This is a genomic window from Bowmanella denitrificans, assembly GCF_002887595.1.
Classification (GTDB): domain Bacteria; phylum Pseudomonadota; class Gammaproteobacteria; order Enterobacterales; family Alteromonadaceae; genus Bowmanella; species Bowmanella denitrificans.
Genome location: NZ_PEBU01000013.1, coordinates 34,482 through 58,087, shown reverse-complemented (window position 1 = coordinate 58,087; position 23,606 = coordinate 34,482). Strand labels below are relative to the sequence as shown.

General features: G+C 52.7%; 24 protein-coding genes. 14 read left to right on the top strand and 10 right to left on the bottom strand.

The genetic code is table 11. The features are described from left to right. Window positions 1–57: 57 nt before the first annotated feature. Together CSR04_RS20270 and CSR04_RS20265 are read right to left on the bottom strand one after the other, a co-directional pair. Complete coding sequence (locus CSR04_RS20270) at window positions 58–333, bottom strand: SemiSWEET family transporter (RefSeq protein WP_102798164.1); 276 nt, start codon at window positions 331–333, stop codon at window positions 58–60. 14 nt (window positions 334–347) lie between these two features. Beyond that, on the bottom strand, window positions 348–992 hold the full coding sequence (locus CSR04_RS20265) for an HAD family hydrolase (protein ID WP_102798163.1): 645 nt from the start codon (window positions 990–992) through the stop codon (window positions 348–350). 154 nt (window positions 993–1,146) lie between these two features. Between CSR04_RS20265 and CSR04_RS20260 the strand changes: the two genes are divergently transcribed. From CSR04_RS20260 to CSR04_RS20205, 12 genes are all read left to right on the top strand, one after another. Next, a complete protein-coding gene (locus tag CSR04_RS20260) occupies window positions 1,147–1,902 on the top strand; it encodes a DeoR/GlpR family DNA-binding transcription regulator (protein WP_102798162.1) in 756 nt (251 codons plus the stop codon). A gap of 230 nt (window positions 1,903–2,132) precedes the next feature. Continuing rightward, window positions 2,133–3,038 (top strand): sigma-70 family RNA polymerase sigma factor, encoded by a 906-nt coding sequence (locus CSR04_RS20255; RefSeq protein WP_102798161.1) that lies wholly within the window; start codon window positions 2,133–2,135, stop codon window positions 3,036–3,038. Between the two features lie 2 nt (window positions 3,039–3,040). Next, entirely contained in the window at window positions 3,041–3,409 is a 369-nt protein-coding gene (locus CSR04_RS20250; RefSeq protein ID WP_102798160.1) for a DoxX family protein, read from the top strand. Window positions 3,410–3,534: 125 nt separating this feature from the next. After that, window positions 3,535–3,927, top strand: a complete 393-nt coding sequence (locus CSR04_RS20245; RefSeq protein ID WP_172449442.1) for a hypothetical protein — start codon at window positions 3,535–3,537, stop codon at window positions 3,925–3,927. Between the two features lie 94 nt (window positions 3,928–4,021). Beyond that, window positions 4,022–4,414, top strand: coding sequence for a YciI family protein (locus CSR04_RS20240; protein WP_102798159.1), 393 nt, complete (start codon window positions 4,022–4,024; stop codon window positions 4,412–4,414). Between the two features lie 234 nt (window positions 4,415–4,648). Next, complete coding sequence (locus CSR04_RS20235) at window positions 4,649–5,905, top strand: efflux RND transporter periplasmic adaptor subunit (protein WP_102798158.1); 1,257 nt, start codon at window positions 4,649–4,651, stop codon at window positions 5,903–5,905. A 32-nt stretch (window positions 5,906–5,937) separates the two neighbouring features. After that, window positions 5,938–6,669, top strand: coding sequence for an ABC transporter ATP-binding protein (locus CSR04_RS20230; protein ID WP_102798157.1), 732 nt, complete (start codon window positions 5,938–5,940; stop codon window positions 6,667–6,669). Continuing rightward, window positions 6,653–9,085, top strand: coding sequence for an ABC transporter permease (locus CSR04_RS20225; protein WP_102798156.1), 2,433 nt, complete (start codon window positions 6,653–6,655; stop codon window positions 9,083–9,085). Before CSR04_RS20230 ends, CSR04_RS20225 begins: the two co-directional genes overlap by 17 nt. A gap of 56 nt (window positions 9,086–9,141) precedes the next feature. Continuing rightward, window positions 9,142–10,512, top strand: coding sequence for a sigma-54-dependent transcriptional regulator (locus CSR04_RS20220; RefSeq protein WP_102798155.1), 1,371 nt, complete (start codon window positions 9,142–9,144; stop codon window positions 10,510–10,512). A 3-nt stretch (window positions 10,513–10,515) separates the two neighbouring features. Next, the gene (locus CSR04_RS20215) at window positions 10,516–11,844 is read left to right on the top strand and encodes a sensor histidine kinase (RefSeq protein ID WP_102798154.1); all 1,329 of its coding nucleotides are present in this window, start codon (window positions 10,516–10,518) and stop codon (window positions 11,842–11,844) included. A gap of 170 nt (window positions 11,845–12,014) precedes the next feature. Beyond that, the gene (locus CSR04_RS20210) at window positions 12,015–12,692 is read left to right on the top strand and encodes a hypothetical protein (RefSeq protein WP_102798153.1); all 678 of its coding nucleotides are present in this window, start codon (window positions 12,015–12,017) and stop codon (window positions 12,690–12,692) included. Further along, the gene (locus CSR04_RS20205) at window positions 12,689–12,868 is read left to right on the top strand and encodes a hypothetical protein (RefSeq protein ID WP_102798152.1); all 180 of its coding nucleotides are present in this window, start codon (window positions 12,689–12,691) and stop codon (window positions 12,866–12,868) included. Before CSR04_RS20210 ends, CSR04_RS20205 begins: the two co-directional genes overlap by 4 nt. Window positions 12,869–12,909: 41 nt before the next feature. Here CSR04_RS20205 and CSR04_RS20200 read toward each other — a convergent pair whose 3' ends face one another. The 6 genes from CSR04_RS20200 to CSR04_RS20175 form a co-directional block, all read right to left on the bottom strand. Next, window positions 12,910–13,419: a hypothetical protein gene (locus CSR04_RS20200; protein ID WP_102798151.1), complete on the bottom strand. Its 510-nt coding sequence runs from the start codon at window positions 13,417–13,419 to the stop codon at window positions 12,910–12,912. Continuing rightward, window positions 13,403–14,800, bottom strand: coding sequence for an MATE family efflux transporter (locus tag CSR04_RS20195; protein ID WP_146027214.1), 1,398 nt, complete (start codon window positions 14,798–14,800; stop codon window positions 13,403–13,405). Before CSR04_RS20195 ends, CSR04_RS20200 begins: the two co-directional genes overlap by 17 nt. A gap of 151 nt (window positions 14,801–14,951) precedes the next feature. After that, complete coding sequence (locus tag CSR04_RS20190; RefSeq protein WP_102798149.1) at window positions 14,952–15,305, bottom strand: Fis family transcriptional regulator; 354 nt, start codon at window positions 15,303–15,305, stop codon at window positions 14,952–14,954. 105 nt (window positions 15,306–15,410) lie between these two features. Next, window positions 15,411–15,896, bottom strand: a complete 486-nt coding sequence (locus tag CSR04_RS20185; protein ID WP_102798236.1) for a GNAT family N-acetyltransferase — start codon at window positions 15,894–15,896, stop codon at window positions 15,411–15,413. An 84-nt stretch (window positions 15,897–15,980) separates the two neighbouring features. Continuing rightward, on the bottom strand, window positions 15,981–16,592 hold the full coding sequence (locus CSR04_RS20180) for a LysE family translocator (RefSeq protein WP_245921793.1): 612 nt from the start codon (window positions 16,590–16,592) through the stop codon (window positions 15,981–15,983). A gap of 25 nt (window positions 16,593–16,617) precedes the next feature. After that, the gene (locus CSR04_RS20175; protein ID WP_102798147.1) at window positions 16,618–17,214 is read right to left on the bottom strand and encodes an acyl carrier protein phosphodiesterase; all 597 of its coding nucleotides are present in this window, start codon (window positions 17,212–17,214) and stop codon (window positions 16,618–16,620) included. Between the two features lie 237 nt (window positions 17,215–17,451). On the opposite strand from CSR04_RS20175, the gene CSR04_RS20170 reads away from it, so the two are divergent. Then, entirely contained in the window at window positions 17,452–19,605 is a 2,154-nt protein-coding gene (locus CSR04_RS20170) for a S46 family peptidase (protein ID WP_102798146.1), read from the top strand. Window positions 19,606–19,799: 194 nt separating this feature from the next. Here the strand turns inward: CSR04_RS20170 and CSR04_RS20165 are convergent, their stop codons facing one another. Then, complete coding sequence (locus CSR04_RS20165; protein ID WP_102798145.1) at window positions 19,800–20,225, bottom strand: DUF3010 family protein; 426 nt, start codon at window positions 20,223–20,225, stop codon at window positions 19,800–19,802. A 170-nt stretch (window positions 20,226–20,395) separates the two neighbouring features. On the opposite strand from CSR04_RS20165, the gene CSR04_RS20160 reads away from it, so the two are divergent. Next, the gene (locus CSR04_RS20160) at window positions 20,396–21,691 is read left to right on the top strand and encodes a M20/M25/M40 family metallo-hydrolase (RefSeq protein WP_102798144.1); all 1,296 of its coding nucleotides are present in this window, start codon (window positions 20,396–20,398) and stop codon (window positions 21,689–21,691) included. Between the two features lie 49 nt (window positions 21,692–21,740). Here the strand turns inward: CSR04_RS20160 and CSR04_RS20155 are convergent, their stop codons facing one another. Then, window positions 21,741–23,582, bottom strand: coding sequence for a LamG-like jellyroll fold domain-containing protein (locus tag CSR04_RS20155; RefSeq protein WP_102798143.1), 1,842 nt, complete (start codon window positions 23,580–23,582; stop codon window positions 21,741–21,743). Between the last annotated feature and the right edge of the window lie 24 nt (window positions 23,583–23,606).

Sequence of the window (23,606 nt, the reverse complement as noted above, 5' to 3'; positions counted from 1 at the left end):
AAGCAGATTGAGAGGGCGTAATCTGCCTACCCGCCTTGTACTTGGTCTCGCGCTAATTTATAGCTGCGCCATCAGCAAGGCACTTTGTAAAAGCAAGGCAATACTGTTGGTGACAATAATGGCCGGGCGCTTAAAAAACAGCCCGTAAGCCAGCCAGAAAGCAAACACCAACCAATAGCCGATAACAAAGGCCAGCGACATAGTGGCAGGTTCACTGCGCTGCCATTCACTGACGACTTGAGTAAGTTGCGCCAGGCAGCCCATCAGGCCAATAACAATGCCCGCGATATCCCAGTATTTTTCCTGGCTCTGTAATCTGGTGACATTTTCCATTGCTGTGTCCCGTATTAAGCCTGCGCCGCCAGCAACGGCTGATAGTCCCGCAACCTGGCCACAACCTGCTGTGCTTGCGCCGAGGCATGTGCCGATTCCCCGATTACGATGACATCGCAACCGGCTGATTGTGCAGATAAAATGCCGTTTGGCGAATCTTCAAATGCCAGGCACCTGGCTGGATTGACGCCGAGTTTTTCTGCCGCCAGCAAAAAATGCTGCGGATGCGGCTTGCCCTGTTCAACCTGGTCACCAGTAATCAGCACCTCAGGGACCGGCAAATTGGCCGCATTCAGACGAGCCAAAGCGACTGACCTGTTGCTTGAGGTGGCGATCCCCCATGGCATATTCAGAGCAGACACGCGTTGCAACCATTCGCTGGCACCTGAGATCGGTACAACCCCCGTTGTCACTCTGGCTTCCTCAGCAAACAACCAGCCGTCCTCTTCGTCCGCATCTAAATGCGGCGCTAACTGATCCAGAAAATCCCGTACCCTGGATCCGTGGCACATAGTCAGTACTTGCTCCAAATCTAATTGGTGGCGTTGGCACCAAGTATGGAATACCTCGCGAATGGCGGTTGATGAGTCCAGCAACGTACCGTCCATATCGAAAATGACCGCCTGATAACGATCCAGCTCCAGAGAAAAACTGTCCATCGGCTCTCCTTTAATAAAAAACCGTGAGTTTGCACAGAACTGCCCGTTTCAGACCAAGAAAAAGCAAAAACAGGCAACAACAAGCAAAATATACCCTTGCTCATGCAGGATGTTCAAGTAAAATCGGCAAAAACATGCATAAACAGGAAATATCATGCTATTGGCCGAACGCCAGTCTCTGATCCTTAAAGAACTGAATCATAAGGGCCGGGTTTATGCTGCTGATCTCGCCCAACAATTAGGGGTATCGGAAGATACGGTGCGCCGTGATCTTAATCAGTTGGGAGAGCGACAGATGCTGCGCCGGGTGCATGGCGGTGCTCTGCCCATGCAACTGGATGTGCCGGACTATGCCGATCGGCTGGAAGTTAAACACCCGGCCAAACAAAAGCGTGCCAATGCTGCGCTGGCTTTTATTCAGCCACGCCAGACAATATTGCTGAACTCCGGCGAAACCTGCCTGTATCTGGCAAAAGCGATTCCCAGAGATATGCCGCTGACCGTAGTCAGCGCTTGCCCTCTGATCGCTTGCGAGCTGGTGCACCATGAAAAGGTCGAAGTGATTCTGCTGGGCGGCACCTTTTTTAAACCAGCGCTGCGCTGCGTGGGCACCGCTGCCACAAATACCCTGCGCAAGATGCGCTTTGACAGCTATTTTACCGGTGCCTGTGCACTGCACCCGGAGCGGGGCTTTTCGGCCAAGTATCTGGAGGAAGCGGAAATTATGCGCGTCTCTGTCGAGCAGGCAGACCAAACCATTGTGATGGGCGGGGTAGATCGGTTGGGGTTGATTTCCAACCACCAGGTGGCCAATGTGCGGGAACTGGATGTGCTGATCACCGACCAGGACGCTGATGCTGCTATTGTGCAGGCTTTGCAGGAGCGTAATTTACAGGTTGTGCAGGTGTAATCCTCCTTCGCCTGCCTAAGACATTATCGCCATGGCAGAATAGCCAGCAGGTCATGCATGCTGGCTTGATGCAAGCTATACCTAATCCATAGGAATAAATTTATCTTCTTTATTTTCAATTAATTAAAAATAAACCCGCGATTTTTGTCACATTGATATAGTGTCGTTCGTCATCTTGATTGAGTCCTTTTGGGGCTGTGAATCAACACTTAAACAATACAGGATATACCATGAACAAACAGGACTGGTTGGCAGAGCATTTCAACCGCCATCGCCAACATCTTCAGTCGGTGGCTTACCGGATGCTGGGCTCAAGCAATGAAGCCGAAGACGCGGTGCAGGAAGCCTGGCTCAGGCTTAATCGCAGTGACGCCGAACAGATAAACAATCTGCAGGGTTGGTTAATAACTGTTGTATCACGCATCTGTCTGGACCAGTTACGGGCACGCAAGCCAGAGGCAGACGATGCGGCGCTGGACTTGCCAATCGGCAACCAACAAGGACCGGAAACCGAGCTGCTGATTGCCGACTCACTGGGACCTGCTCTGTTACTGCTACTGGACACCCTCTCTCCCCCTGAGCGTATCGCATTTGTCCTGCATGATCTGTTTGATCTCAGCTTTGCCGATATTGCACCTATTATCGAACGTTCAGAAGCAGCCACCAGGCAACTGGCCAGCCGCGCCCGCCGCCAGGTTCAGGGCGCCAAATCACGCAGACAGGATGATACCCAGCAGCAGCATCTGGTTGCCGCTTTTCTGCAGGCATCCAGACAAGGTGACTTTCAGGCACTGCTGAGTTTGCTGCACCCGGATGCCATTCTGCGTGCGGATGCCACTGCTCTGAAAATCACTAAGGCTAATCAGGCTAAGGGTGCGCCGCAATTTGAAGCAGAGATGTCAGGGGCAACTAAGGTGGCCAATACGCTTAAAGGCAAGGCAATGGGGGCCATGCTTAGCTTGGTGGACGGCATACCAGGGGCAACCTGGGGGGCAAATGGCACAACCATGGTGGCGTTCTGCTTTAGTATCACTGACGGCAAGATCACCAGCATCGATGTGGTAATGGACAGAGTCAGACTGGATAACATGGATATCCGCCTGATTGAAGGCCCGGCAACCGAGCAAGGAGCATAAGTATGAATATTCTGTTATGGATCTTGCAAGTATTGCTGGCGGTACATACTGCCATAGGTGCACTGTGGAAATTCAGCAACCCTGCTCAGGGCATGCCGTCTTTGGCCGCCATTCCAAATGCGGCCTGGCTGGGACTGGGTGTACTTGAACTGCTATGTAGCCTGTGTCTGGTTTTACCGCTTTTATATAAACCTGGCGCCATACTAGCCCCGTTTGCTTCGCTGGTGATCGCCGCAACCATGCTGCTTTTCAGCCTGCTGCATTGGCAATCGGGTGAAGCTAACGCCGGTCCCCTGTATTACTGGCTAACCGTGGCGGTGCTGTGTGTGTTTATCAGCTATGGCCGCTTGGTTCTTGCTCCCGTTAAATAATCAGGTGCTGCCGGGCTCAGACGAGCCCGGGCTTTATGCTTAATAGCCAATTTCTGTGGCCGCCACTGTCAAGGCTGCAGCAATACGACTAAGCTGAAGCCACCAAGAGCAGACGGATAAAGACCATGACTACCAATCTGCAATGCTGGCAATGTGGCGCAGCCCTTAGCGGCTTGCTGCTGCCGTTATCACGCAGAGAAGAATGCTCAACCTGCGGGGCAGATCTGCACTGCTGCAAATGCTGTGAGTTTTTTGATAACAGGCACTGCAACGAACCGCGCGCAGAGCCGCCTAACGATAAAGAAAAGGCCAACTTCTGCGATTATTTCAAACCCACCGACGGTGCCTATCAGGGCGGTTACCGGGATAAACGTGCAGAGGCCAAAGCCAAGCTGGCGGCCTTATTTGGTGATGACAGTCAATCGCCCCCAGAAAATACCGACACCAAACCAGATTCCGAAAAAACCCCGGCTGAGCTTGCCGAAGAAAAACTCAGAAAGTTACTGGGCGATGGTTAAGGCAACATAAAAACCCACTGCACCCTGGCAAAAATGTCGATCGCCTGACATGCCCGTTCGACCAGAGGCTGAAACAACCCAAAAGGAGACGAAGATGAAGTTTATTTGTTTAGGTTATCTGGATGAGTCCATGTGGCAGGACATCAGTGACGATGAAGCCGCGCAGCTAATGGAAAAATGCTTTGCATACGATGATGTATTGCGTCGTGGCGGTCATTTTCTCGGTGGTGAGGCATTGGCCAGTGCCGGTCAGGCCGTTACCCTGCGCAAGCAAAATGGCCGGATTAAAGCAACAGACGGTCCTTATGCTGAAACCAAAGAGGTGCTGGGCGGTATCTTGCTGTTGGAAGCACGGGATATGCAGCATGCCATTGAATTGATGTCTGCGCACCCTGGCGTGGGTGTCGGCCCGTTTGAAATTCGCCCGGCCGACGAGCAAATCAACCGCCTGGTAGCGGAGCGGGATGCCCGTCACGTCAGCGGCTAATCAGATTGCGGCAGTCGCCCTATGCGGGGACTGCCGTTGTATCATTGTGCCATGAGCAAAACTGGGACGGCTTCCCTTTGTTTGTCCCAAAAATGGGACGAATCACAAACCACATCAAATTATTTCTTATATTTCAATGCATTAAACCTTGGCATAGTTCCTGATTGCTTTCTGATTTAGCCCCTTGGTCGCCCAGCATCCGGCGACCTTTAATCACAAACCGGGAAATATCAGATGGATATCGCCATTCAAAAACGCCCTGCCCTGCGTATCCGGCCTTACCTGCTGGGCCTGGGGTTGGTACTTGTAGTGAGTGTGGCTGCCAGATATTGGTGGCTGCTCGGCCAGGCTGATTATGCCGTCGCCGCTGACTCCATCGTTTTCAGTAAAGTGCAGCGCGGGAATTTTCATGTTTCGGTCAGAGGCAGCGGCGTACTGAGCCCGGAACATATACGTTGGCTGTCGGCCAATGTGGACGCCAAAGTGGAACAACTTATCGTCAAAGCGGGCCACCAGGTTAAACAAGGGGACCTGATAGCCATACTCAGCAATCCAAGACTTGAAAGACAACTGGAGGAAGCCAGTTGGGAGCTGACCGCTCTGCAAGCAGATATCAAGGCCGGTCAGGTGGCGCAAGAGTCCGCGGTGTTGGCTCAGCGAGCCAGATTGTTGAACGCAAAACTGGACTATGACAGTAGTTTGCTGAAATACAACGCCGAAACAAAACTGCTTAAACAATCCAGCGGTGCCATCTCCCAACTGACTTATGAGCGTACTAAACTGGAAACCGAGCAGTTCCGTCAGCGCCTGCAAATCAGTGAGCAGGAACTGCTGAAAATGCAGGACAACCTGATTGCCCAGGCTGCCGCCCGTCAGGCCAGATTAGAAAAAGCCCGCAAAGCACACGAACAACTGCAACAACAAGTAGACAGCCTGCAGGTACGGGCCAGTATGGACAGCATTGTGCTGGAAGTGCCGCTGGAACCAGGCAAACGCATTCTGATGGGCGAAAACCTGGCCAAACTGGCCCAGCACAATAGTTTGATTGCCGAGCTACAGGTACCTGAAATTCAGATTAAAGCTGTTACACCAGGCCAGAAGGTCACTATTGATACCCGCAACAGCACCATCCAGGGGCAGGTCATCAGGGTGGATCCTGCCGTAACAGGTGGCAAGGTACAGGTGGATGTGGCGTTGTCTGGCCCGATGCCCGATGACGCCCGCCCGGCGCTGTCGGTGGATGGCGAAATTCATATTAGCAATATCGCCGACACCCTGTTTGTTGACCGACCTTTATACGCCCAAAGTCAGAGTCAGACGACCCTGTACAAACTTAGCCAGGACCGGAACTTCGCCGAGTTAGTGCCGGTTTCCCTTGGCCAGGGCTCAATTAACCAAATCCAGATCCTGGACGGTCTGCAAGCCGGCGACCTGGTCGTCACCTCAGATCCCAGCCGTTTCAGCGGCTATCCCAAGTTTCGTATCAACTAAGCTAGAATAGCACAGCCACTAAGTGAGCGATTATGAACAACCTATTGATAAAAATAGATAATCTTAAGAAAGTGTATTACTCGGAAGAATTGGAAACCCATGCGCTGAGTGATATTTCGCTGAGCATCGCCAAGGGTGACTATGTGTCAATTTCCGGCCCTTCCGGCTGCGGTAAGTCAACCCTGCTATCGGTATTGGGCTTACTGGATACTGCCACAGCCGGTCGCTATGTGCTGGCCGGACATGACGTGTCCAACCTGCCCAATAAAGAGCGCGCCAGGATCCGTAACCAGGAAATTGGCTTTATTTTCCAGTCTTTTAACCTTATCAGCGATCTGGATGTGAAAGAAAATGTGGCCTTGCCCCTGACCTATCGGCGCGATCTGAGTAAGGCCCAGCGCAAACAATGGGTAAAAGACGCGCTGGATAAGGTGGACATGTCTCATCGTGCCAAGCATTATCCGTCGCAATTATCCGGCGGTCAGCAACAACGAGTCGCCGTTGCGCGGGCCATTGCCGGCAAACCTTCTTTATTACTGGCCGACGAACCCACAGGTAACCTGGACTCCAAAAATGCCGAGGCGGTGATGCAGTTATTAGACAAGTTGCATGCCGACGGCGCCACCATCTGTATGGTCACGCACGATCCCCGCTCAGCCAGCCAGGCCAAGCGTCGGCTGGAAGTGCTTGACGGCCGCATTGTCTCTGACAGGCTGCAGCTCAACCCGCAAAGTGAGGACAAGCACCATGTTTATGCTAAGTGATTGCCGCTATGCACTGCGTCTGCTGGCCAAAAGTCCGGGGTTTACCGCACTCACCACCCTGGTAATGGCAGCCGGTATCGGGCTGAGCCTGTACTTATTTTCCTTTATCAACACTATGGTGTTTAAAGACTTGCCGTTTACCGACGGTGACAGCCTGGTACAAATCAGCCAGTCCCGGCATGGCGCGCTGGAAGGTAACCCGCTGAATTACCAAGACTATCAGATGTTGCGAGAAGCCGTTCAGGGTTTGGACGAGATGGGTGCCTATCGCAATGTGACGGTCAATTTGTCAGGACGCGACGGTGCAGTGCGTTACAGCGGAGTCAGAGCCGAGCCGAATATTTTTCAGCTTACCCGCACTCAGCCGCTGATGGGCCGCACCTTCAACCAGGCGGAAAATCTGCCTGGTGCAGAACCTGTGGTAGTGATTGGCTATGACCTTTGGAAAAGCCAGTTTGCCGGGGCCAGCGATATACTGGAACGACAGGTTAAAATCGATGGTGTCAGCCACCGCATCCTGGGCGTGATGCCGCAGGATTACCTGTTCCCGAATGTGGCGGAGCTCTGGTTACCCCTCAATGAATCTCCCGCCGCGGTGTCACGTCAGCAAGCAGGGCGGGTCTACGGACTGGCGCATATTAAATCTGGCTACAGCACCACCGAGGTGAATCAGCAATTGGCCCTGCTGATGGAGCGGCTGGCGCAGCGCTACCCACAGACCAATAGTGGCTTGGGTGCCTATTGCCATAGTATTCCTCTGTCGGTGGCCGAAGACGGCATTGCTGTGGTTTATTCCATGCAGGTGGCGGCCGTACTAATTCTGTTTCTGGCGTCATTCAATGTTGGCAACCTGCTGTTGTCACGCGCCATCGAGCGTGGCAAGGAAACCGCCATTCGCATGGCTTTGGGGGCTCCGCGCGCCAGATTGATTAGCCAGTTACTGTGGGAAAGTATTTTAATCTGCACATTAGGTGGCATTATTGGCCTGTTGCTGCTGGCCTGGGGGCTGGAGGTCACCGAACGGGTAACCGCCAGCTTCAGCTATGGCCGCCAGGTGTTCTGGTTTAAGTTTGGTATCGATGCCTTTACCCTGAAAGTTTTCCTGCTGTTCTTAGTCTCCACCATCTTTATTACTGGATTCCTGCCCGCCTGGAAAAACTCCGGCGGCGATTTCAATCAGGTGCTGCGTGACGGAACCCGTGGGGCGCTCAGCAAGAAAACCGGGCGCCTCAACCGTGTGCTGGTGATCAGCGAAATATTTTTGTCATTGACTATCTTGATTGTTGCTGGCGTGATTGTGGTATCCCGTTACCTTGAAGAAAGGGCAGACTATGGGGTAAAAACCGACAATATTCTGATCGCCAGTGTGCTGTTGCCCTCCAGCCGGTACAGCCAAGCGCAGCAGCAGGTGACGTTATTCAACCAACTGCAATCACAATTACAACAACAAAGCGCCCTGGGGGATGTGATGATTAGCACGGCCTTACCTGGTATGCCGGCACCGGTGACGGCCATTGCGATTGACGGTAAGGAGTACCTGAGCGATCAGCAAACCAGTTTCCCCAGAGCCAATCATATTCTGGTCATGCCGGGCAGCCTGGCAAAGCTTGGGGTTGAGTTGCGCCAGGGCCGCTATTTCAGCGCCCAGGACGAAGGGCAGGATAAAGCCACCGTCATAGTCACCGACAGTTTCGTCACAGCCCACTTTGGTGACCAATCGCCTTTGGGTAAACGCATTCGAGTGGTGGACTATGATGGACAAACACCACATTGGCTGACCATTGTCGGCGTGGTGCGCCATGTCAGTCAGGACAAACCCAGTTCCGCCGATGGCCGTATGCCCAGCGTGTTCAGGCCATACAGCCAATTGCCTCAGGCACAAATGGTGTTGGCAATGCGGTTAAAATCTGATGTACACAGTGCCACCCTGGCCCTGCGTAAAACCCTGCAAAGCCTGGATCCGGAATTACCGGCCTACCGCATTGAAACCTACCAGGCGTTCCTGACCCGCAAAACAGGCCCAATGCGTTTTTTAAGCGGCGTGTTCTTATTGTTTGGCTGCGCCACGGTGTTACTGACCGCCAGCGGCATCTATGGCCTGATGTCTAATACCATACGTCAACGCACCCAGGAAATCGGCGTGAAACGGGCGCTGGGCGCCTGCGAACAGCGCATTGCCAGACAGCTTTTACTTGCCGGTGCTGCACAACTGTTGTGGGGGGGGATCCCTGGCTTAATCGTCGGCTGCGGGTTAGGCTACGGCATGTCACAGGTTATGGCTACGCCACCACAGGCGCTGTTTTTGATTGCCACCCTACTGATTCTGATAATAGGTGCAGTGGTGCTCACTGCCACCTGGCTGCCAACCAGACGAGCCCTTAGTATGGAACCGGCGGTGGCGTTACGTTATGAATAATGGTCGGCTGCCCTGGCAACAAGTTCAAGGCTGCCGACTAGCGGATTGGATAATCCATGTCTGAACACTTATTGATTGCCGACGACGACCCGGGCGTACTCTCCGCCCTGGGTCTGTTAATGAAAGCCGAAGGCTACCAAACCATCATGGCCAGTTCCCCCAAAGAAGTGCTGACCATTTTGGCGCAACGGGATGTGCAGTTGCTGCTGATGGATCTCAATTACAGCAGGGACACCACGTCAGGTGAAGAAGGTCTGGAACTGCTCCAACGCATCCGCCAACAGGACGATTGCCTGCCGATTGTTGTCATGTCGGGTTGGGGCAGCATTGATGTAGCGGTGGCAAGTATGCGACTGGGTGCCAACGACTTTATCCAAAAACCCTGGGAAAATGATCGGCTGATGGCCATAGTGCAGAATCAGTTGAAATTAGCGGGCATTCAGCGGCACAGTCAGAAATTATCCGGTCACAATCAACTGCTGCAAGCCGAACTGAGCGGCGACACGCAAATGGTGGCCGAATCTGATAGCAGTAAAGAATTGATGGCTCTGATCCAGCAGGTGGCCTTTACTGACGCCAGTATCTTGCTGACCGGTGAAAACGGCACAGGGAAAAGCCTGTATGCGCGCTATATCCACGATTTGTCCCATCGCAACCAGACTCCCCTGGTATCGGTGAATATGGGTGCGGTCACAGAAAGTCTGTTTGAAAGTGAAATGTTCGGTCACGTCAAAGGCGCTTTTACTGATGCCAAGGCCGCACGTATCGGCCGATTCGAACTGGCCGACCAGGGCACCTTGTTTCTGGATGAAATCGCCAATACGCCCTATTCTCAGCAAGGCAAATTATTGCGTGTGTTGGAAGACAGTCAGTTTGAAAAGGTTGGTTCCAGTAAAACCCAGCAAGTAAATATTCGCCTGATTTGTGCCACCAACGCTGATTTGGGTGAAGCCGTCAGACTGGGGACTTTTCGCAAAGATTTGTTGTACCGGCTAAATACCGTAGAAATTCAGATCCCACCGCTAAGGCAGCGCAAAGAGGATATTTTGCCCCTGGCGATGGCCTTTCTGGATAAGGTGGCGCGCAAGTACAACCAACCCAGATTGAGTATTGATTCAGCGGCTCAACATACCCTGCAAACCTATGCTTGGCCAGGCAATGTCAGGGAGCTACAACATATGATGGAACGCGCACATATCTTATGCCGTTCCGGTAAAATTGGCCCACAGGATCTTGGTTTGAATAACACCGCCGGGACTGCTGACAATGCCATTGCTGGCAATAACGAAGCAGACTTACGCTCTCTGGAGATCATTGAAGCGGAACTTATCCGCCAGCGCCTGGCATATTTCGATGGCAATGCCATTCGCGCCGCCGAGTCGCTGGGACTGAGCCGCAGTGCATTTTACCGCCGTCTGGAAAAATAGCGCATGCACCGCCCCTTAGCCTTTGAACTGCGACTGGTCAGACTCTGCCTGTTGGCAGCGCTGCCGGTGTTTTTATTGGCCCTGCTGGTAATGGTGCAGGCCAGGATATCCATCTGGTTGATTCTGCTGACGGCGCTGCTCGGCAGTTTGCTGATCGGCTATTGCTGCTATCAGATCTGGCAAAGTTCGCTGTTTCAGTTTCGCAGCCTGTACAACCTGTTGGATGCCATAACCCGCGGGGACTACAGCCTGCGAGCAAGAGTCGGGCACCAGCGGGGCGCCTTTGCCGAATTGGTCTTGGCGATTAATGCCCTGTCGGAACAAATGAGCAGACAGCGGCTGATTTCCGTGGAAAGTCAGTTGCTGGTGCAAACCATTATTGAACAGATTGATGTGGCGATCCTGGCCTTTACCCCAGAGGGCGATATCAGCTTTATCAATCCGGCCGCCAGGGTATTGTTGCAGGTGGACGAAGGCAGCCCAGACCCACAACTGCTGCAACAACTGCAGCCTCTGCATAACCTCAGTGACGGCAGCCATCAGGCCGTGACCTTGCCACTGCGCCAGCGCCAGGGACGTTTTAATGTACACATCCGCGCCTTTCGTGAAGCCGGTAAACCGCACAAATTACTGTTCATCACCGATGTCAGTCATATTCTGCGCCAACAGGAAAACAAAGCCTGGCAGAGCCTGGTCAGGGTCATCAGCCATGAAATCAACAACTCTCTTTCGCCTATTATGTCCATCAGCCAGACTCTGCAACGCCTGGTTGGGCAGCCAACCACAACCGTTGCTGAGCTGCAAACAGATCTGCAACATGGGCTGACACTGATTGGTGAGCGGGCCGCCGGACTGAAAGGTTTTGTCGACGGTTACAAACAGCTGGCACGCCTGCCGACGCCCAACAAACAACCCACATCCTTGCGTGAGCTACTGGACAACTGCATCGCCTTATTTGCCACACAGCCCATCAGATTGCTCAATGCAGACTCACCGCAGGTCCAACTTGACCCGGTGCAAATGCAGCAGGTGCTGATCAACCTGTTAAAGAATGCGCAGGAAGCCATGCAACAAGCAGAACAATCAGGGGAAATCTGTATTCACTGGACATGCTCAGCAGACCGGTTACACCTGCATATTTGTGACAACGGGGTCGGTATCAGCAATACGGACAACCTGTTTGTGCCCTATTACAGCACTAAGCAAGGCGGCTCGGGAATCGGCCTGGTGCTGAGCCGCCAGATTGTCGAAGCTCACGGTGGACAAATATCACTGACCAACCGACCTGAAGGATCGGGTTGCTGCGCCATAATAGAGCTGCCCTTGGCGTAATTGCCGTATGCCATTTTCGGGACGATGCTGGCCCGAATTTGGGAATTTCACCTCTAAGTGCCCTCCCATATCACCCAAAACAATCATAACAGATTGTTGTATATAGTTTTTTTACTTCTGGCACAAGGTTTGTAATAGCAATAGGCGTTTACATTCAGGACCTATTGCAAATGATTTCATTCAGCATCACCTTACATGCGCTGGCTGGCACCAGCGCCATACTGTCAGGCTTCGGGGTATTAGCTTTAGCTAAAGCCACACCGCTACATAAGAAGCTCGGGATTGTGTTTGGGCTGTCCATGTTGGCGCTCGGTCTATCTGGTGCCTGGGTAGCATGGCAACGCAGCATTATGTTATCCCTGTGTAACGGCCTGCTTATCAGCTATTTGGTGGCAACGGCCTGGCTGGCAGTTAAACCGCGCAGCAACTGGCGTCGCAATCTGGAGTTTGTGTTACTGGGCTGCGCCCTGGGGATTGTAGCAATGCTGCTGGGCTTTGCCATTGACGCGCAGCACAGCCTTGACGGCAAAAAAGACGGTTTTGGCTATCAGGCGTATTATTTCTTCGCCCTTGTCAACGTGCTGGCCGCAGGCATGGACGTGAAAATGCTGGTTGGCGGTGGCCTGTCGGCCAAAGCGGGGCTGCTACGACATATTTGGCGCATGTGTTTTGCGCTGTTTATGGCCACAGCCGCATTTTTTCTCGGTCAGGCCAAACTGTTCCCTGAATTTATGCGCCACCTCAGCGTACTGGCGATTCCGGTACTGCTGGTACTGGCAGTGTTGCTTTACTGGCTGTACAGAGTCGGTTTGGGTAAAGCCAGCTTCGACTTCATGAGGCGGGTATGAAACAGTCCAGCAAAGTCCGTTGTGCAGGGTTCCTGGCGATATTTCTGCTTAGTCAGGCAAGGCCGGATATCGCCATACCCGAGATCAAACACAAGCTGCACCGGCATCTGCAGACCCTGTGTGCCAATATCGAGTTGGATGAATTGATCCTACCCCGTCACTTCAGCAGTCATTAGTCATGCCGTTGATTAGGCCCGTCTTACCTGACGGGCCGGTTTTATCCTAAGCTATCCAGCTTATGGCAAATACGTCGCAACGTTAGTTGTTGCCAGCCTGAGCCGCCGTAGCCCTTCACCAAATCGCGGTTGGTCTGCTGCCATTCAGGGGATGTCAGAGCAGGTAGCCCCAACAGCTCCGCATACAACGGCGCGGCCACCACAAACTGGTGACGAAAAGGATACAGACAATGATCTTCAAGCGTATGCAAGGCCTGGCGCGCTTCGCGGTAATCTGCAAACCAATGATTCACCAGTGTGCCGCAAGCGCGCTCATACCAGAGCTGACCAAAATCCACCTTAGCATCACCATGCACTGCCCCGCTTAGTATCTGGTGGGCATGCTGCCAGTCACCAAATCCCAGTTGGCGGGCCAGCAGTAGCTGTACATGCTTTAGCTGCCAGTCTTCGGATGTGCGCTGCACCGTAATCCAACCAGGTGACTGACCACTACGCAGCTGTTTCAGCAATTTCTTGGCGCGAATTTTTACTTCTTCAATGGCCAGTTGCATAACCCGCCTCCTCAGATGTTGACCATAAATGGCGACGGCTGATAAATACCAGGCTTAGCACCAGAGCAACCGACAGCAGTTCGGCACCGGGAAAGGCATACCACATCATATCCAGCCCGGCCCAGCAGGCCAGTAGCACCAACATCGGCATCATAAACAGGTAGGTTTTGGCCAATGACAATACCAGCGCCAGATGCGGTTTACCCAGCGCCTGCAGGGCAGCAATGGCCACCGCGCTGATACCGGCCAAAGGTAGTGCAAGATAAAGCAAACTGGCGATATCCGTGGCCATATGTACCTGCAGCGGATTGTCGCTAAACAACCCGGCAATAGACTGCATGGCCAGCATCAACAGCAATGCCATCAGGCTCAGATAGCCAGATGTTGACAACAGCCCTACCTTAATACTCTGTTTGGCCAGACGTTTGCTGCCAGCTCCGGCGTGATAAGCGGTCAGGGTTTGACAGCTATGCGTCATGGCAATCATCGGCAAACTGATAAAAATGCTGATCCGCCCCAGCAAACCATAGGCCGCCAGCATGGCCTCGCCCTGCTCAGCCGCCAGCCTGGCAATCTGTACGGTACAGGTCAGCATCACCAGAGCCCCGCCTAAATACATCAGCGTCACTGGCAAGCCTTGCAATAAGATGCGCCGGGCCCAGCCGCGATACCAGTAAGGCCGTAATGCCTGACGTAATTCTGGCTTGCTGTTGAGTGCTCTTATCCCATACCACCAGGCCAATCCCTGGGATATTAAGGTTGCCAGCGCCGCGCCTGTGACGCCCCAATTGAGTAAAATAACCAGCAAAATATCCAGTGCAATATTCGCCAGCGCCCCCAGCAGGATAATCAAAAACAAGGTATTACTGCGGCCCAGGCCGCGATGTACATCAGCCACCACGGATAAATTAAACAGCACCACACAGCCCACCCCATTGATCATTAAATAGATCCAGGCATCGGCGTACAAGCTTTGCTCCAACCCCATCGCGGCCAGCAATAGTGGCCCAGCAAACCAGGTAGCCAGGGCCACCATGGCGGCAATTAGCCAGGCCAGAAAGCTGCCGGTACTGACAATTTGCTGGCCGTCTTGCGCACGCCCCGCCCCCAAACTGCGGCTTAGCAGCACTGATGCGCCATTGGCAAATAACGCCGCCAAAGCAACCAAGGCCACCTGCAACGGGAATACGGCCGACACGGCGGCAAAGGCCTGTTCACCGACAAACTGAGCAATAAACAAGGCGTCCACCAGGGTATGCAAACCATTAAGCAACATACCAATGGCCATAGGCACACTGAGTTTTAGAAATACCGACAGGATCGCCGGAGAAGATAGTATGTTTTGCGAAGATGCCGAACCGGCATCAGTTGTGACAGTCACAATTCAATTCTCCTAAGTTTTTATGGCGCTCCGCAAAGCCAACTTAGTTCAAATTGAACTGTTACTAATAATTGCTCAGAGTGATTTCATCTTCTGCGGACAGGCGTCTCTGCCACCTGAGGCGCATATAATAGGCCCCAGAATCCTGTTGTCAACCACGAAAACGTTCCAGTCGTGCGGCCCAATTGCCACTGTCCTGCGCGGCGCAATCCTCTTCGTTGTCCATGCGCACATTGCGGCGAATACCTTTGGGGCGAATACCGGCTTTCAGCAAACGGGTCTGAATTTCCTTACGCATTCTGGCATCCAGGCTATCGCTTAGCACTTGCTGCATCTGCGCTTTGCTCAAAAATACGCAGGTGACCACCAGGCTGTCGGGAAAGCGATTATGACTGACCGTATGGGTCAGCCAGTCAAAGCCCATATCCCAGCGTTTGAATTCCTCGCACGCCATAGTCAGGGCCTTAATCAGATTATTTTCCAGTTTGGTGGTGGTTTTGTTCATTGGCTGGGCTCACTGCTGTCGGGTAGCAACTGATTTTACCCTGAATGACCCAAAACTGAATAACTTGCTGACTGTTGGACGTTTATTTCCAGGGGCATGCGAACATCAGGATAACAGCCATTTGTACATAATATAGCTGTCCACATAACCAAGCTGGCCATGCTCATAAGCCCTGGGGATAATGCCAATAATCTCAAAGCCTAACGTCTGCCAAAGATTAATAGCGACCTTGTTAGTGGAAACCACACTATTAAACTGCATGGCTTTATAACCAAGCTCAAGCGCGATTTGCTGTGAATGTTCGCACATCTTACGGGCCACGCCCTTGCCCCTGGCCTCGGGCGCGACCATATAACCACAGTTACTGATATGACGACTGGGCCCCATAGCATTTGGCCTCAGGTAGTATGTGCCCAATACCTCACCCTCATCCACATAGGCGTAGGCCCTTTGTGGTGACAAGCACCAAAGCTGATAAGCCTGCTCCTGGGTCATATCAGGGTCAAAAGCATAGGTTTCACGGGCCTGAATAATATCGGCAAAGGTCGGCCAGAAAACTCCAAACTCTGCTTTGGTGATTGGTTTGATCATTACCTGCTTCTTATATTTTGGCCATGAATAAAACTTCAACAATATTGCCTGACTCACCGACTGAGCAAAAGTCCAGGCTTCGGATTATTGACGCGGTGCAAGCAAAAGGCCAATACCAGCGGACCCCAGCAGGCTGGCGCATAGCCGGTTAAACAAACGCCTCATACTGGGGCGGGAAAACCAGTGACGCAGGGATTGGCCAAAAAACGCATAAATGGCTATCGCGACCCACTCCAAAACCAGAAACAACGCCCCCAGAACCAGAAACTGACTTTCAACCGCCCTGCCCGAATCAATAAACTGGGGAAGAAAGGCGGTGAAAATCAATATCGCCTTAGGATTGCCGGCAGCCAGCAAAAACTCCTGCCTGGCCAGTTGCATCAGACTTTTGCCTTGCACCATGGTCTGATCAGAATTGACTGGCTCAGCTCGCCACAGCTGAAACGCCATCCATATCAGGTAAAGTCCACCGAGTATTTTTATGAAAAAAAACAAGGTTTCAGAAGCGTACAGCACGGTAGCAAGACCACTGGCGGCCAGTGCAATCATCCCCATAAACGCCACAAGACGCCCCACTCCCGCATAACAAGCAACCCTGATGCCATATTGCTTGGCATTGGCCATGGAAAGCAGGTTATTTGGGCCGGGGGCCATATTCAGTGCAAAGCACGCGGGTAAAAATAGCAGCAGGGTCATATAGGTCACGACCGAATATTCCTTATTACTGTGGTTGTCTGATTTCTAATGGCGATTGTGTAGTATGCCTGAGCAATTCTGGAAAAAAAGCCGTAAAACAGGCTTCAAACGCCGGGTAATAACGCTCAATCTCTTCCACACTGCCAAAAAATTCATTGGCGAAACGGATACGTCCGGCAATTCGGTCCAGCGCCAGCCCCACGCCTGCCAGGCTGGTATAATGGGCAAGCCAGTGTTGTTCAATCATGCTACCCACCACCCGCTGCATACGCAGCGGCATATGCTCTAAACGCTCTGCCAGGCGCTGGTAACTGGCCTGACAAAATACCTCGAATGGCTGGTTGGAATAATGCGACCAATGCCGAATCAGAAAATGATCAAACAGCACATCCAGGGCGATGCCAGCAAAACGCCTGCGTCTGGCACTGAACAGGGCTTTACAGGCTCTGACTTCGGAATGGCTATCAGTAAATCGGTCCACCTTTCGGTGATTAGCCAGCCCCGCCAATACAGGCGGCGAAAACTGTGAGGTATCCACACCCCGGCAAAAATCCCCGAGCAGATTGCCCATCTGTGAATCGGCGGTCGGTTGGGCCAGAAATAAATGCGCTAGGTAATTCATACTGCCAAGTGTAAAAGGATAGCCAACTGACGTCTATTTCTGCAGGTTTGCATATAACGATGGCCAACAACTGATGAGCCCAACAGCGATGTTCAACAGAACTATGTGCTGTCACTCAAGCTTTCCACCTGACTGGCGCAAATCCCCGGCAGTTGCGCGCCTGTGCTCTTGACATAGCAGGCGCCGACGAAGACTATCCGTTACTTTGTATCAAGTCCCATAACGAGAATAATCACAATGAAAAAGTCCCTTTTGGCCCTGGCTCTGGCCAGTAGCGCCGTGTTCGCTAATGAAGGCATGTGGATGCCCAAGCAGTTGCCAGAAATCGCCCCGCAACTGAAAGCGGCCGGTCTGGAACTGGACCCGGCTAGCCTGACTAAACTAACCGAATTCCCCATGGCCGCGGTGGTCAGTCTGGGCGGCTGTTCTGCGTCATTTGTGTCCCCGCAGGGGCTGGTTGCCACTAATCACCACTGTGCTTATGGCAGCATCGCCCACAATGCCACCGCAGAAAACGACATCCTCACCAATGGCTTTTTAGCCAGGAGCATGGATGAAGAATTGCAGGCTCGCCCCGGCAGCCGCATTTTTGTGACCAAAGCCGTGCAAGAAGTTACCGACAAAGTTATCGATGCCAGCACCGCCAAACTGAGCGGTAAAAAGCGTGTGGATGCCATTGAAGCCAACCAGAAAGCCCTGGTGGCAGAATGTGAGAAAGACGAAGGGCACCGCTGCACGGTGTCAGCATTCTACGGCAGCCTTGAGTACTACATGATCAAGCAGCTTGAAATCAAGGACGTGCGTCTGGTGCATGCGCCACCTTCCGGGGTGGGCAAATTCGGTGGCGACACCGACAACTGGATGTGGCCCCGTCATACCGGTGACTACAGCTTCTACCGTGCCTATGTCAGCCCCGAAGGTAAGTCGGCCGATTTCAGTCAGGACAATGTGCCTTATCAGCCAGATTTTCACCTGACCATTGCCAAACAAGGCGTTAAGGAAGGTGATTTTGTTATGGCTCTGGGTTACCCCGGTCGAACCAACCGCCATCGTTTACCCAGCGAAGTGGCTGAAACCTTCGAATGGAGCTACCCCACTGTCGTGCAGGATTACCGTGATGCGCTGGATATCATCGCCCGTGAAACCGCAGACAACAAAGATGCCGAGCTGAAATATGCCAGCCGTGTCGCCGGTTTGAATAACTATATGAAAAACCGCCAGGGCATGTTGGACAGTTTCGCCGACAGTGACCTGCTGGCTCGCAAGCAGGCAGAGCATGCCGAACTAACCGCCTGGGTAAACAGCAGCCGCGACAATAAGAAAGCCTATGCCAAAGACCTGGCAGCGATTGAAAAGCTGCTGGCCGAGCGCCACAGTAATGACAGAAAGGAACATCTGCTGGATGCCGCCGCGCCACGTTTGTTGGGTACTGCCCGTGCCTTGTATCGTCTGGCTCAGGAAAACACTAAACCCGACAACGAGCGTAAAGCCGGTTTCCAGGAACGCGATCTGCCTAAGTTCAAATCTTATGTGGCCGCGATGGAACGTAACTTTGACGTGAGCGTGGAAAAAGCGCTGGATCTGCATGATCTGAAAAAGTATGCCGCCCAGCCGAAAAAACTGCGCGACAGCCATTTCGACAAAGCGCTGGGCGTTAAGGATAACATGAGCGAAGCACAGCTTCAGGCGCTGATTGATAGCTGGTACGCCAACACCAGCCTGACCAGTCTGGAAAGCCGCGAGGCCCTGCTAACTGCCACACCTGAGCAATTCGCCCAGTCTGATGATGTGTTTGTTAAAGCCGCGGTGGCCCTGTACAAACAGGACCGCAAACGTGAAGCCGATGAAGAAGAACTGGCAGGTAAGATTCAGCAGGCCTATGCCAGCTATATGCGCGCCAAAATTGCCTTTATGCACAGCCAGGGCAAAGCCGTCTACCCTGATGCCAACAGTACCCTGCGTGTTACCTTCGGTAACGTCAAAGGTCGTGCACATGGTACCGAAGATGGTAACGCCTGGGCGCCTTTCACCACTTTGCGCGGTATCACGCAAAAAGCCACCGGCGAAGGCGAATTTAATGCACCACAGAAGCAGTTGGATGCCATCAATGCCAAGCAATACGGTGCGTATAAGGTGGATAGTCTGAATTCTGTGCCGGTTAATTACCTGGCCACTTTGGATATCACTGGTGGTAACTCTGGCTCTGCGGTACTGAACAGTAAAGCCGAGCTGGTTGGTCTGGCCTTTGACGGCACTTTGGATTCCATTATCTCTGACTGGGATTTCAATCCGGCCAACACCCGCTCCATCCAGGTCGATCACCGCTTTATGCTGTGGCAAATGGAACTGGACGGTGCCGACAACCTGCTAAAAGAAATGGGCGTTAAATAACAACAAGGGGAGCTCAAGCTCCCCTTTTGCTGAATATGTAACCACAGAGGCACAGAGAACATGGACGATTTAAAAATATCAACTGATAGGAATTCCTCAATCCTCAAATGCTAAGCTGCAGTTATAACCTCTGTGTTCTCTGTGTCTCTGTGGTTGATTAATATCTCTCAAAGTCAAGACCGAGTAAGAAGCTATCAGCCGTGGCGCATCAGCCAGGCATAGGCAGTGGTAAAGGCAGCTTCCTGGAATTGCTTCAGACCGGTTTCGGCAAAGTCCACCGACACAGGATTATGCTTCAGTGATTCTTTCATGTCGGTACTGCTGAATACCACCACATCCACACCATCAATCAACTCAATGGCCGCTTCCAGCTTAAATCCAATAGCCCCACCGGCAAACTTGCCCTTCAGTGGGCGCTGGCGAATAATCACTTTCTCCACCTTATAATCCTGCAGCAGTTTGGCAAAAGTTGCCTGAAACTGGCGCAGCCCCTCGGCACTGTTGTCACTCAACGCCAATTTACGTGCACGGCAATCCGGGATCTGAAACAAACCACTTTTTAACGACAACAGACTGATATTGGCTTCATTACTTTTCAGCTCTACGCCACAAACTCTCATGCTTCACTCCCGAATTCGGCAAAAGCGCGATTATAGCCTAATACCGGTATGCAACGCCTGTTTATATCTTTACCAATAAATGGAATACCCTTAAGCCTGTGACTGGGGGTCGCTCAGCGCAGCAGAATTTGCCATAGTAGCGGCACCTGGTATTCAAAGAGCCTGACATTATGTTAAGAAAAGCGCTGGCCCTGACGTTAGCCGCCATGCTAAGCCACCCGGCAGCTGCCGGCTTAAACGCAACCGAAGCCAAACTAGTTGCCCATATAGACCAAACCAATCAACAGGCGCTGGGACTGCTGGAACAGGTGGTCAACATTAACAGCGGCACCATGAACTTTGCCGGGGTTAAACAAGTAGCACATGTGCTTATTCCAGAATTTGAAAAGCTCGGCATGCAGGCGCGTTTTGAAGACGGTGCCAGCTTTAACCGGGCCGGTCATCTGATTGCCGAGCTGCACGGTGGTAACGGTCCAAAAATGCTGCTGATTGGCCATCTGGATACGGTATTCGAACCCGACAGTCCCTTTCAACGCTTTGAAAAACTCGATGACAATCGCGCCAGAGGACCGGGCATTGCCGATATGAAAGGTGGCAATATTATTATTCTGCAAGCGCTCAAGGCACTTAAAGCCGCTGGCGAGCTGGCCAATATGAACATTCTGGTGGTCATGACTGGCGATGAGGAACTGAGTGGCAGACCACTTGCCCTGTCAAAGCAAGCACTGGTGGATGGTGCCCAATGGGCAGATATTGCGCTTGGGTTTGAAAATGGTGATGGCAACCCTAAAACCGCCAACATCTCGCGTCGTGGCTCGGTGGACTGGCAACTGACCGTAAAAGGCATCCCCTCTCACTCTTCGCAGATTTTTCAGGATCGCATCGGCGCAGGTGCTATTTATGAAACCGCACGTATCCTTAACAGTTTTTATGAAGAGCTGCGTAGTGAACCCTTGCTGACCTTTAACCCTGGCAGAATCATGGGTGGTACCACAGTCAATCATGACCCACTCAGCAACAGCGGCAGCACTTTTGGTAAGAACAACGTCGTCGCAGAACATACCATTGTCACAGGGGATATTCGGGCTGTGTCATTGGAGCAGCTACAGCGGGTGCAGGAAAAAATGCGGGCAATAGTCGCCCGCAGCCTGCCCCAGACCAGTGGAGATATCGTGTTCGGCGAAGGTTACCCGCCCATGGGGCCAAGTGATGGCAATCGTAAACTGCTCAGCCTTTACAGTCAGGTTAGTGTCGATCTGGGGCTAGGCATGGTAGAGGCGGTAAACCCTTTGAATGCTGGCGCAGCCGATGTGTCTTTTACTGCCGCCTTTGTGGATATGGCCATCGACGGGCTGGGTATGAGCGGCACGGCCGGTCACACCGTGGAAGAAACGGGCCGGCTGGATTCACTGCCCAAACAAGCCAAACGCGCCGCCCTGCTGATGTACCGTTTAAAATATCAGTAGCGGGGCTATGAAGCGGGCCTGTATAAAAATCCTGGCCCGCCCTATCCATCTATTTTGCGGTTAACCACTGTGCCGGCTGAAGTGCTCGGCCGGTCAGACGAATCTCGGCAATATCACCAAAAAATGGATTGGCGTAGTCGCCGTCGCTGCTGCTTGCGCCGATCAACCACTGCCCGCCAGGCATCAACAAAGCGCCGGGCTGTTCAATCTCGGCGGTACGCATCACTCTGGCACCATTCACATACAGGGTGTTGTATTTGCCGTCGTTCACCACTGCCACGTGATACCAGTGCTGTTTGTTCAGTGACCAGGACCAGTTTGAGCGCGATGCCTGATTAGCCGATAACGACAGCCACTGCAGTTCCATCAGGCTGGATACTGCCAGTAGCATAGGTGGATCGCTTCCCTGACAGTCCAGTTGGTGAAAGGTACAAACCTGACTGTGACTGGCTTGCTGGGCAAAAATCGCCGACCAGCTGTGTTTATCGGCGTGCCAATCCTGCGGGAAACGCACGATGGCTTCCAGCGTAAATTCTGCGATGTTGCCAGACAAACCATTCAGTGCAGATCTAGCCTGTAAAAACACGCCTTTGTCCTGCCTTTGCGCCCCATCCCCTTTAAAGCGCAGTGCCCCACCAGCATGGCCAAAAGGCGGCTTTTCGGCGCTTTGCTCAATCCAGTCAGCCTGCTCTGATTTAGCGGTATTTAACCGCGCCAGCGCCATATGCTGACCACGGCCGGACAAATCAGCAAACAGCATATCGCCGTTTGCAGCGGTTAGCTGATGCTCCTCGTCAAAGATCCAATAGCCCAATGTAGCGTCGATATTGCCCGGAAAACGGCCAAGGCTGGACAGGTTAAAGTCATGCAGGCGCGCATCCAGATCCATGGCAATGCTGAATTCCCAGCGGCTTAGTTCGTCATGTTCCTGCCGCTCGGCAACAGTGATACTTTCTACCCAGGGCGAGAAAGAGCGGAAATTCAGCGCCTGATTGGCAAAGTCAAACTGCACCAGTTGCAGCATGCCGTTGCCTCCCCAGAAATGGGACTGGTAATCCACCAGCAGCATAATCACATCGCGGCCATAGGCATTTTTGCTGCGCTTGACCGCTTCACCATGATGATGGCCGTTAAAGGTCATAAAAATCTGATCGTTGTTGTTAATCAGTTTGTCCCACAGATAGGCCCCATGCTCAGTAAAAAAGGCCTCGCCGTCGGCATCCACATTCAGTAACTGGTGCGTGGTCAGGATCACCGGTACATCCGGGTGCTCATCCAACACCTGCTGAGCCCAGCGCAGTGTCAGCTCGGACACCCGCCAGTCCAGGGCCAACACCATAAAACGCTGGTGGTTGGCTTCAAACAGGTGGTAGCGGTTAAAACCGGAGCTGTCATAACCGGCTAAGGTTGCATCAGTTGTCGCCAGACGCTGGGGAGAAAAATACTGAATAAAGGGTTCCTGGCCAGGATTACGCTGCACATCCTGATTGTCATTTATACCGCCCTGCACATAAGCCAGCACATCATGATTACCAGCCAGCACCGAATAGGGCGTGTCGGGATTTTGCTCCAGAATCGCCAGGGCCTGGCGGGCTGCCAGCCATTCACTGTCGTGATGGGGCAAATCAACCACATCGCCCAGATGCATGGTGAAACGAATATTCTGCCTGGCATAATTCTGCGCAATCCAGCTTGTCTGGGCGCGGAATCGCTCGGGTGAATAGCGGCTGTATTTCTGGGTATCCGGGATCACCGCCAGGGTGAAGGATTGGCTATTGGCCGCGACTTCGGCTTTTTTGCTGCTGGTTAAACCGGACTGGCAGGCGGTCAGCCAGCTCAAGCAAATAAGGCTGACCAGACTCAGTAGCCAGCGGGAGTGGATGGGTGTCATTTTAAATCCTGTATGGGCAGGGCA

Coding starts and splice junctions, on each gene's coding strand:
- CSR04_RS20270 (WP_102798164.1), bottom strand. CDS start 333: ATGGAAAATGTCACCAGATTACAGAGCCAGGAAAAATACTGGGATATC.
- CSR04_RS20265 (WP_102798163.1), bottom strand. CDS start 992: ATGGACAGTTTTTCTCTGGAGCTGGATCGTTATCAGGCGGTCATTTTC.
- CSR04_RS20260 (WP_102798162.1), top strand. CDS start 1,147: ATGCTATTGGCCGAACGCCAGTCTCTGATCCTTAAAGAACTGAATCAT.
- CSR04_RS20255 (WP_102798161.1), top strand. CDS start 2,133: ATGAACAAACAGGACTGGTTGGCAGAGCATTTCAACCGCCATCGCCAA.
- CSR04_RS20250 (WP_102798160.1), top strand. CDS start 3,041: ATGAATATTCTGTTATGGATCTTGCAAGTATTGCTGGCGGTACATACT.
- CSR04_RS20245 (WP_172449442.1), top strand. CDS start 3,535: ATGACTACCAATCTGCAATGCTGGCAATGTGGCGCAGCCCTTAGCGGC.
- CSR04_RS20240 (WP_102798159.1), top strand. CDS start 4,022: ATGAAGTTTATTTGTTTAGGTTATCTGGATGAGTCCATGTGGCAGGAC.
- CSR04_RS20235 (WP_102798158.1), top strand. CDS start 4,649: ATGGATATCGCCATTCAAAAACGCCCTGCCCTGCGTATCCGGCCTTAC.
- CSR04_RS20230 (WP_102798157.1), top strand. CDS start 5,938: ATGAACAACCTATTGATAAAAATAGATAATCTTAAGAAAGTGTATTAC.
- CSR04_RS20225 (WP_102798156.1), top strand. CDS start 6,653: ATGTTTATGCTAAGTGATTGCCGCTATGCACTGCGTCTGCTGGCCAAA.
- CSR04_RS20220 (WP_102798155.1), top strand. CDS start 9,142: ATGTCTGAACACTTATTGATTGCCGACGACGACCCGGGCGTACTCTCC.
- CSR04_RS20215 (WP_102798154.1), top strand. CDS start 10,516: ATGCACCGCCCCTTAGCCTTTGAACTGCGACTGGTCAGACTCTGCCTG.
- CSR04_RS20210 (WP_102798153.1), top strand. CDS start 12,015: ATGATTTCATTCAGCATCACCTTACATGCGCTGGCTGGCACCAGCGCC.
- CSR04_RS20205 (WP_102798152.1), top strand. CDS start 12,689: ATGAAACAGTCCAGCAAAGTCCGTTGTGCAGGGTTCCTGGCGATATTT.
- CSR04_RS20200 (WP_102798151.1), bottom strand. CDS start 13,419: ATGCAACTGGCCATTGAAGAAGTAAAAATTCGCGCCAAGAAATTGCTG.
- CSR04_RS20190 (WP_102798149.1), bottom strand. CDS start 15,305: ATGAACAAAACCACCACCAAACTGGAAAATAATCTGATTAAGGCCCTG.
- CSR04_RS20185 (WP_102798236.1), bottom strand. CDS start 15,896: ATGATCAAACCAATCACCAAAGCAGAGTTTGGAGTTTTCTGGCCGACC.
- CSR04_RS20180 (WP_245921793.1), bottom strand. CDS start 16,592: ATGACCCTGCTGCTATTTTTACCCGCGTGCTTTGCACTGAATATGGCC.
- CSR04_RS20175 (WP_102798147.1), bottom strand. CDS start 17,214: ATGAATTACCTAGCGCATTTATTTCTGGCCCAACCGACCGCCGATTCA.
- CSR04_RS20170 (WP_102798146.1), top strand. CDS start 17,452: ATGAAAAAGTCCCTTTTGGCCCTGGCTCTGGCCAGTAGCGCCGTGTTC.
- CSR04_RS20165 (WP_102798145.1), bottom strand. CDS start 20,225: ATGAGAGTTTGTGGCGTAGAGCTGAAAAGTAATGAAGCCAATATCAGT.
- CSR04_RS20160 (WP_102798144.1), top strand. CDS start 20,396: ATGTTAAGAAAAGCGCTGGCCCTGACGTTAGCCGCCATGCTAAGCCAC.
- CSR04_RS20155 (WP_102798143.1), bottom strand. CDS start 23,582: ATGACACCCATCCACTCCCGCTGGCTACTGAGTCTGGTCAGCCTTATT.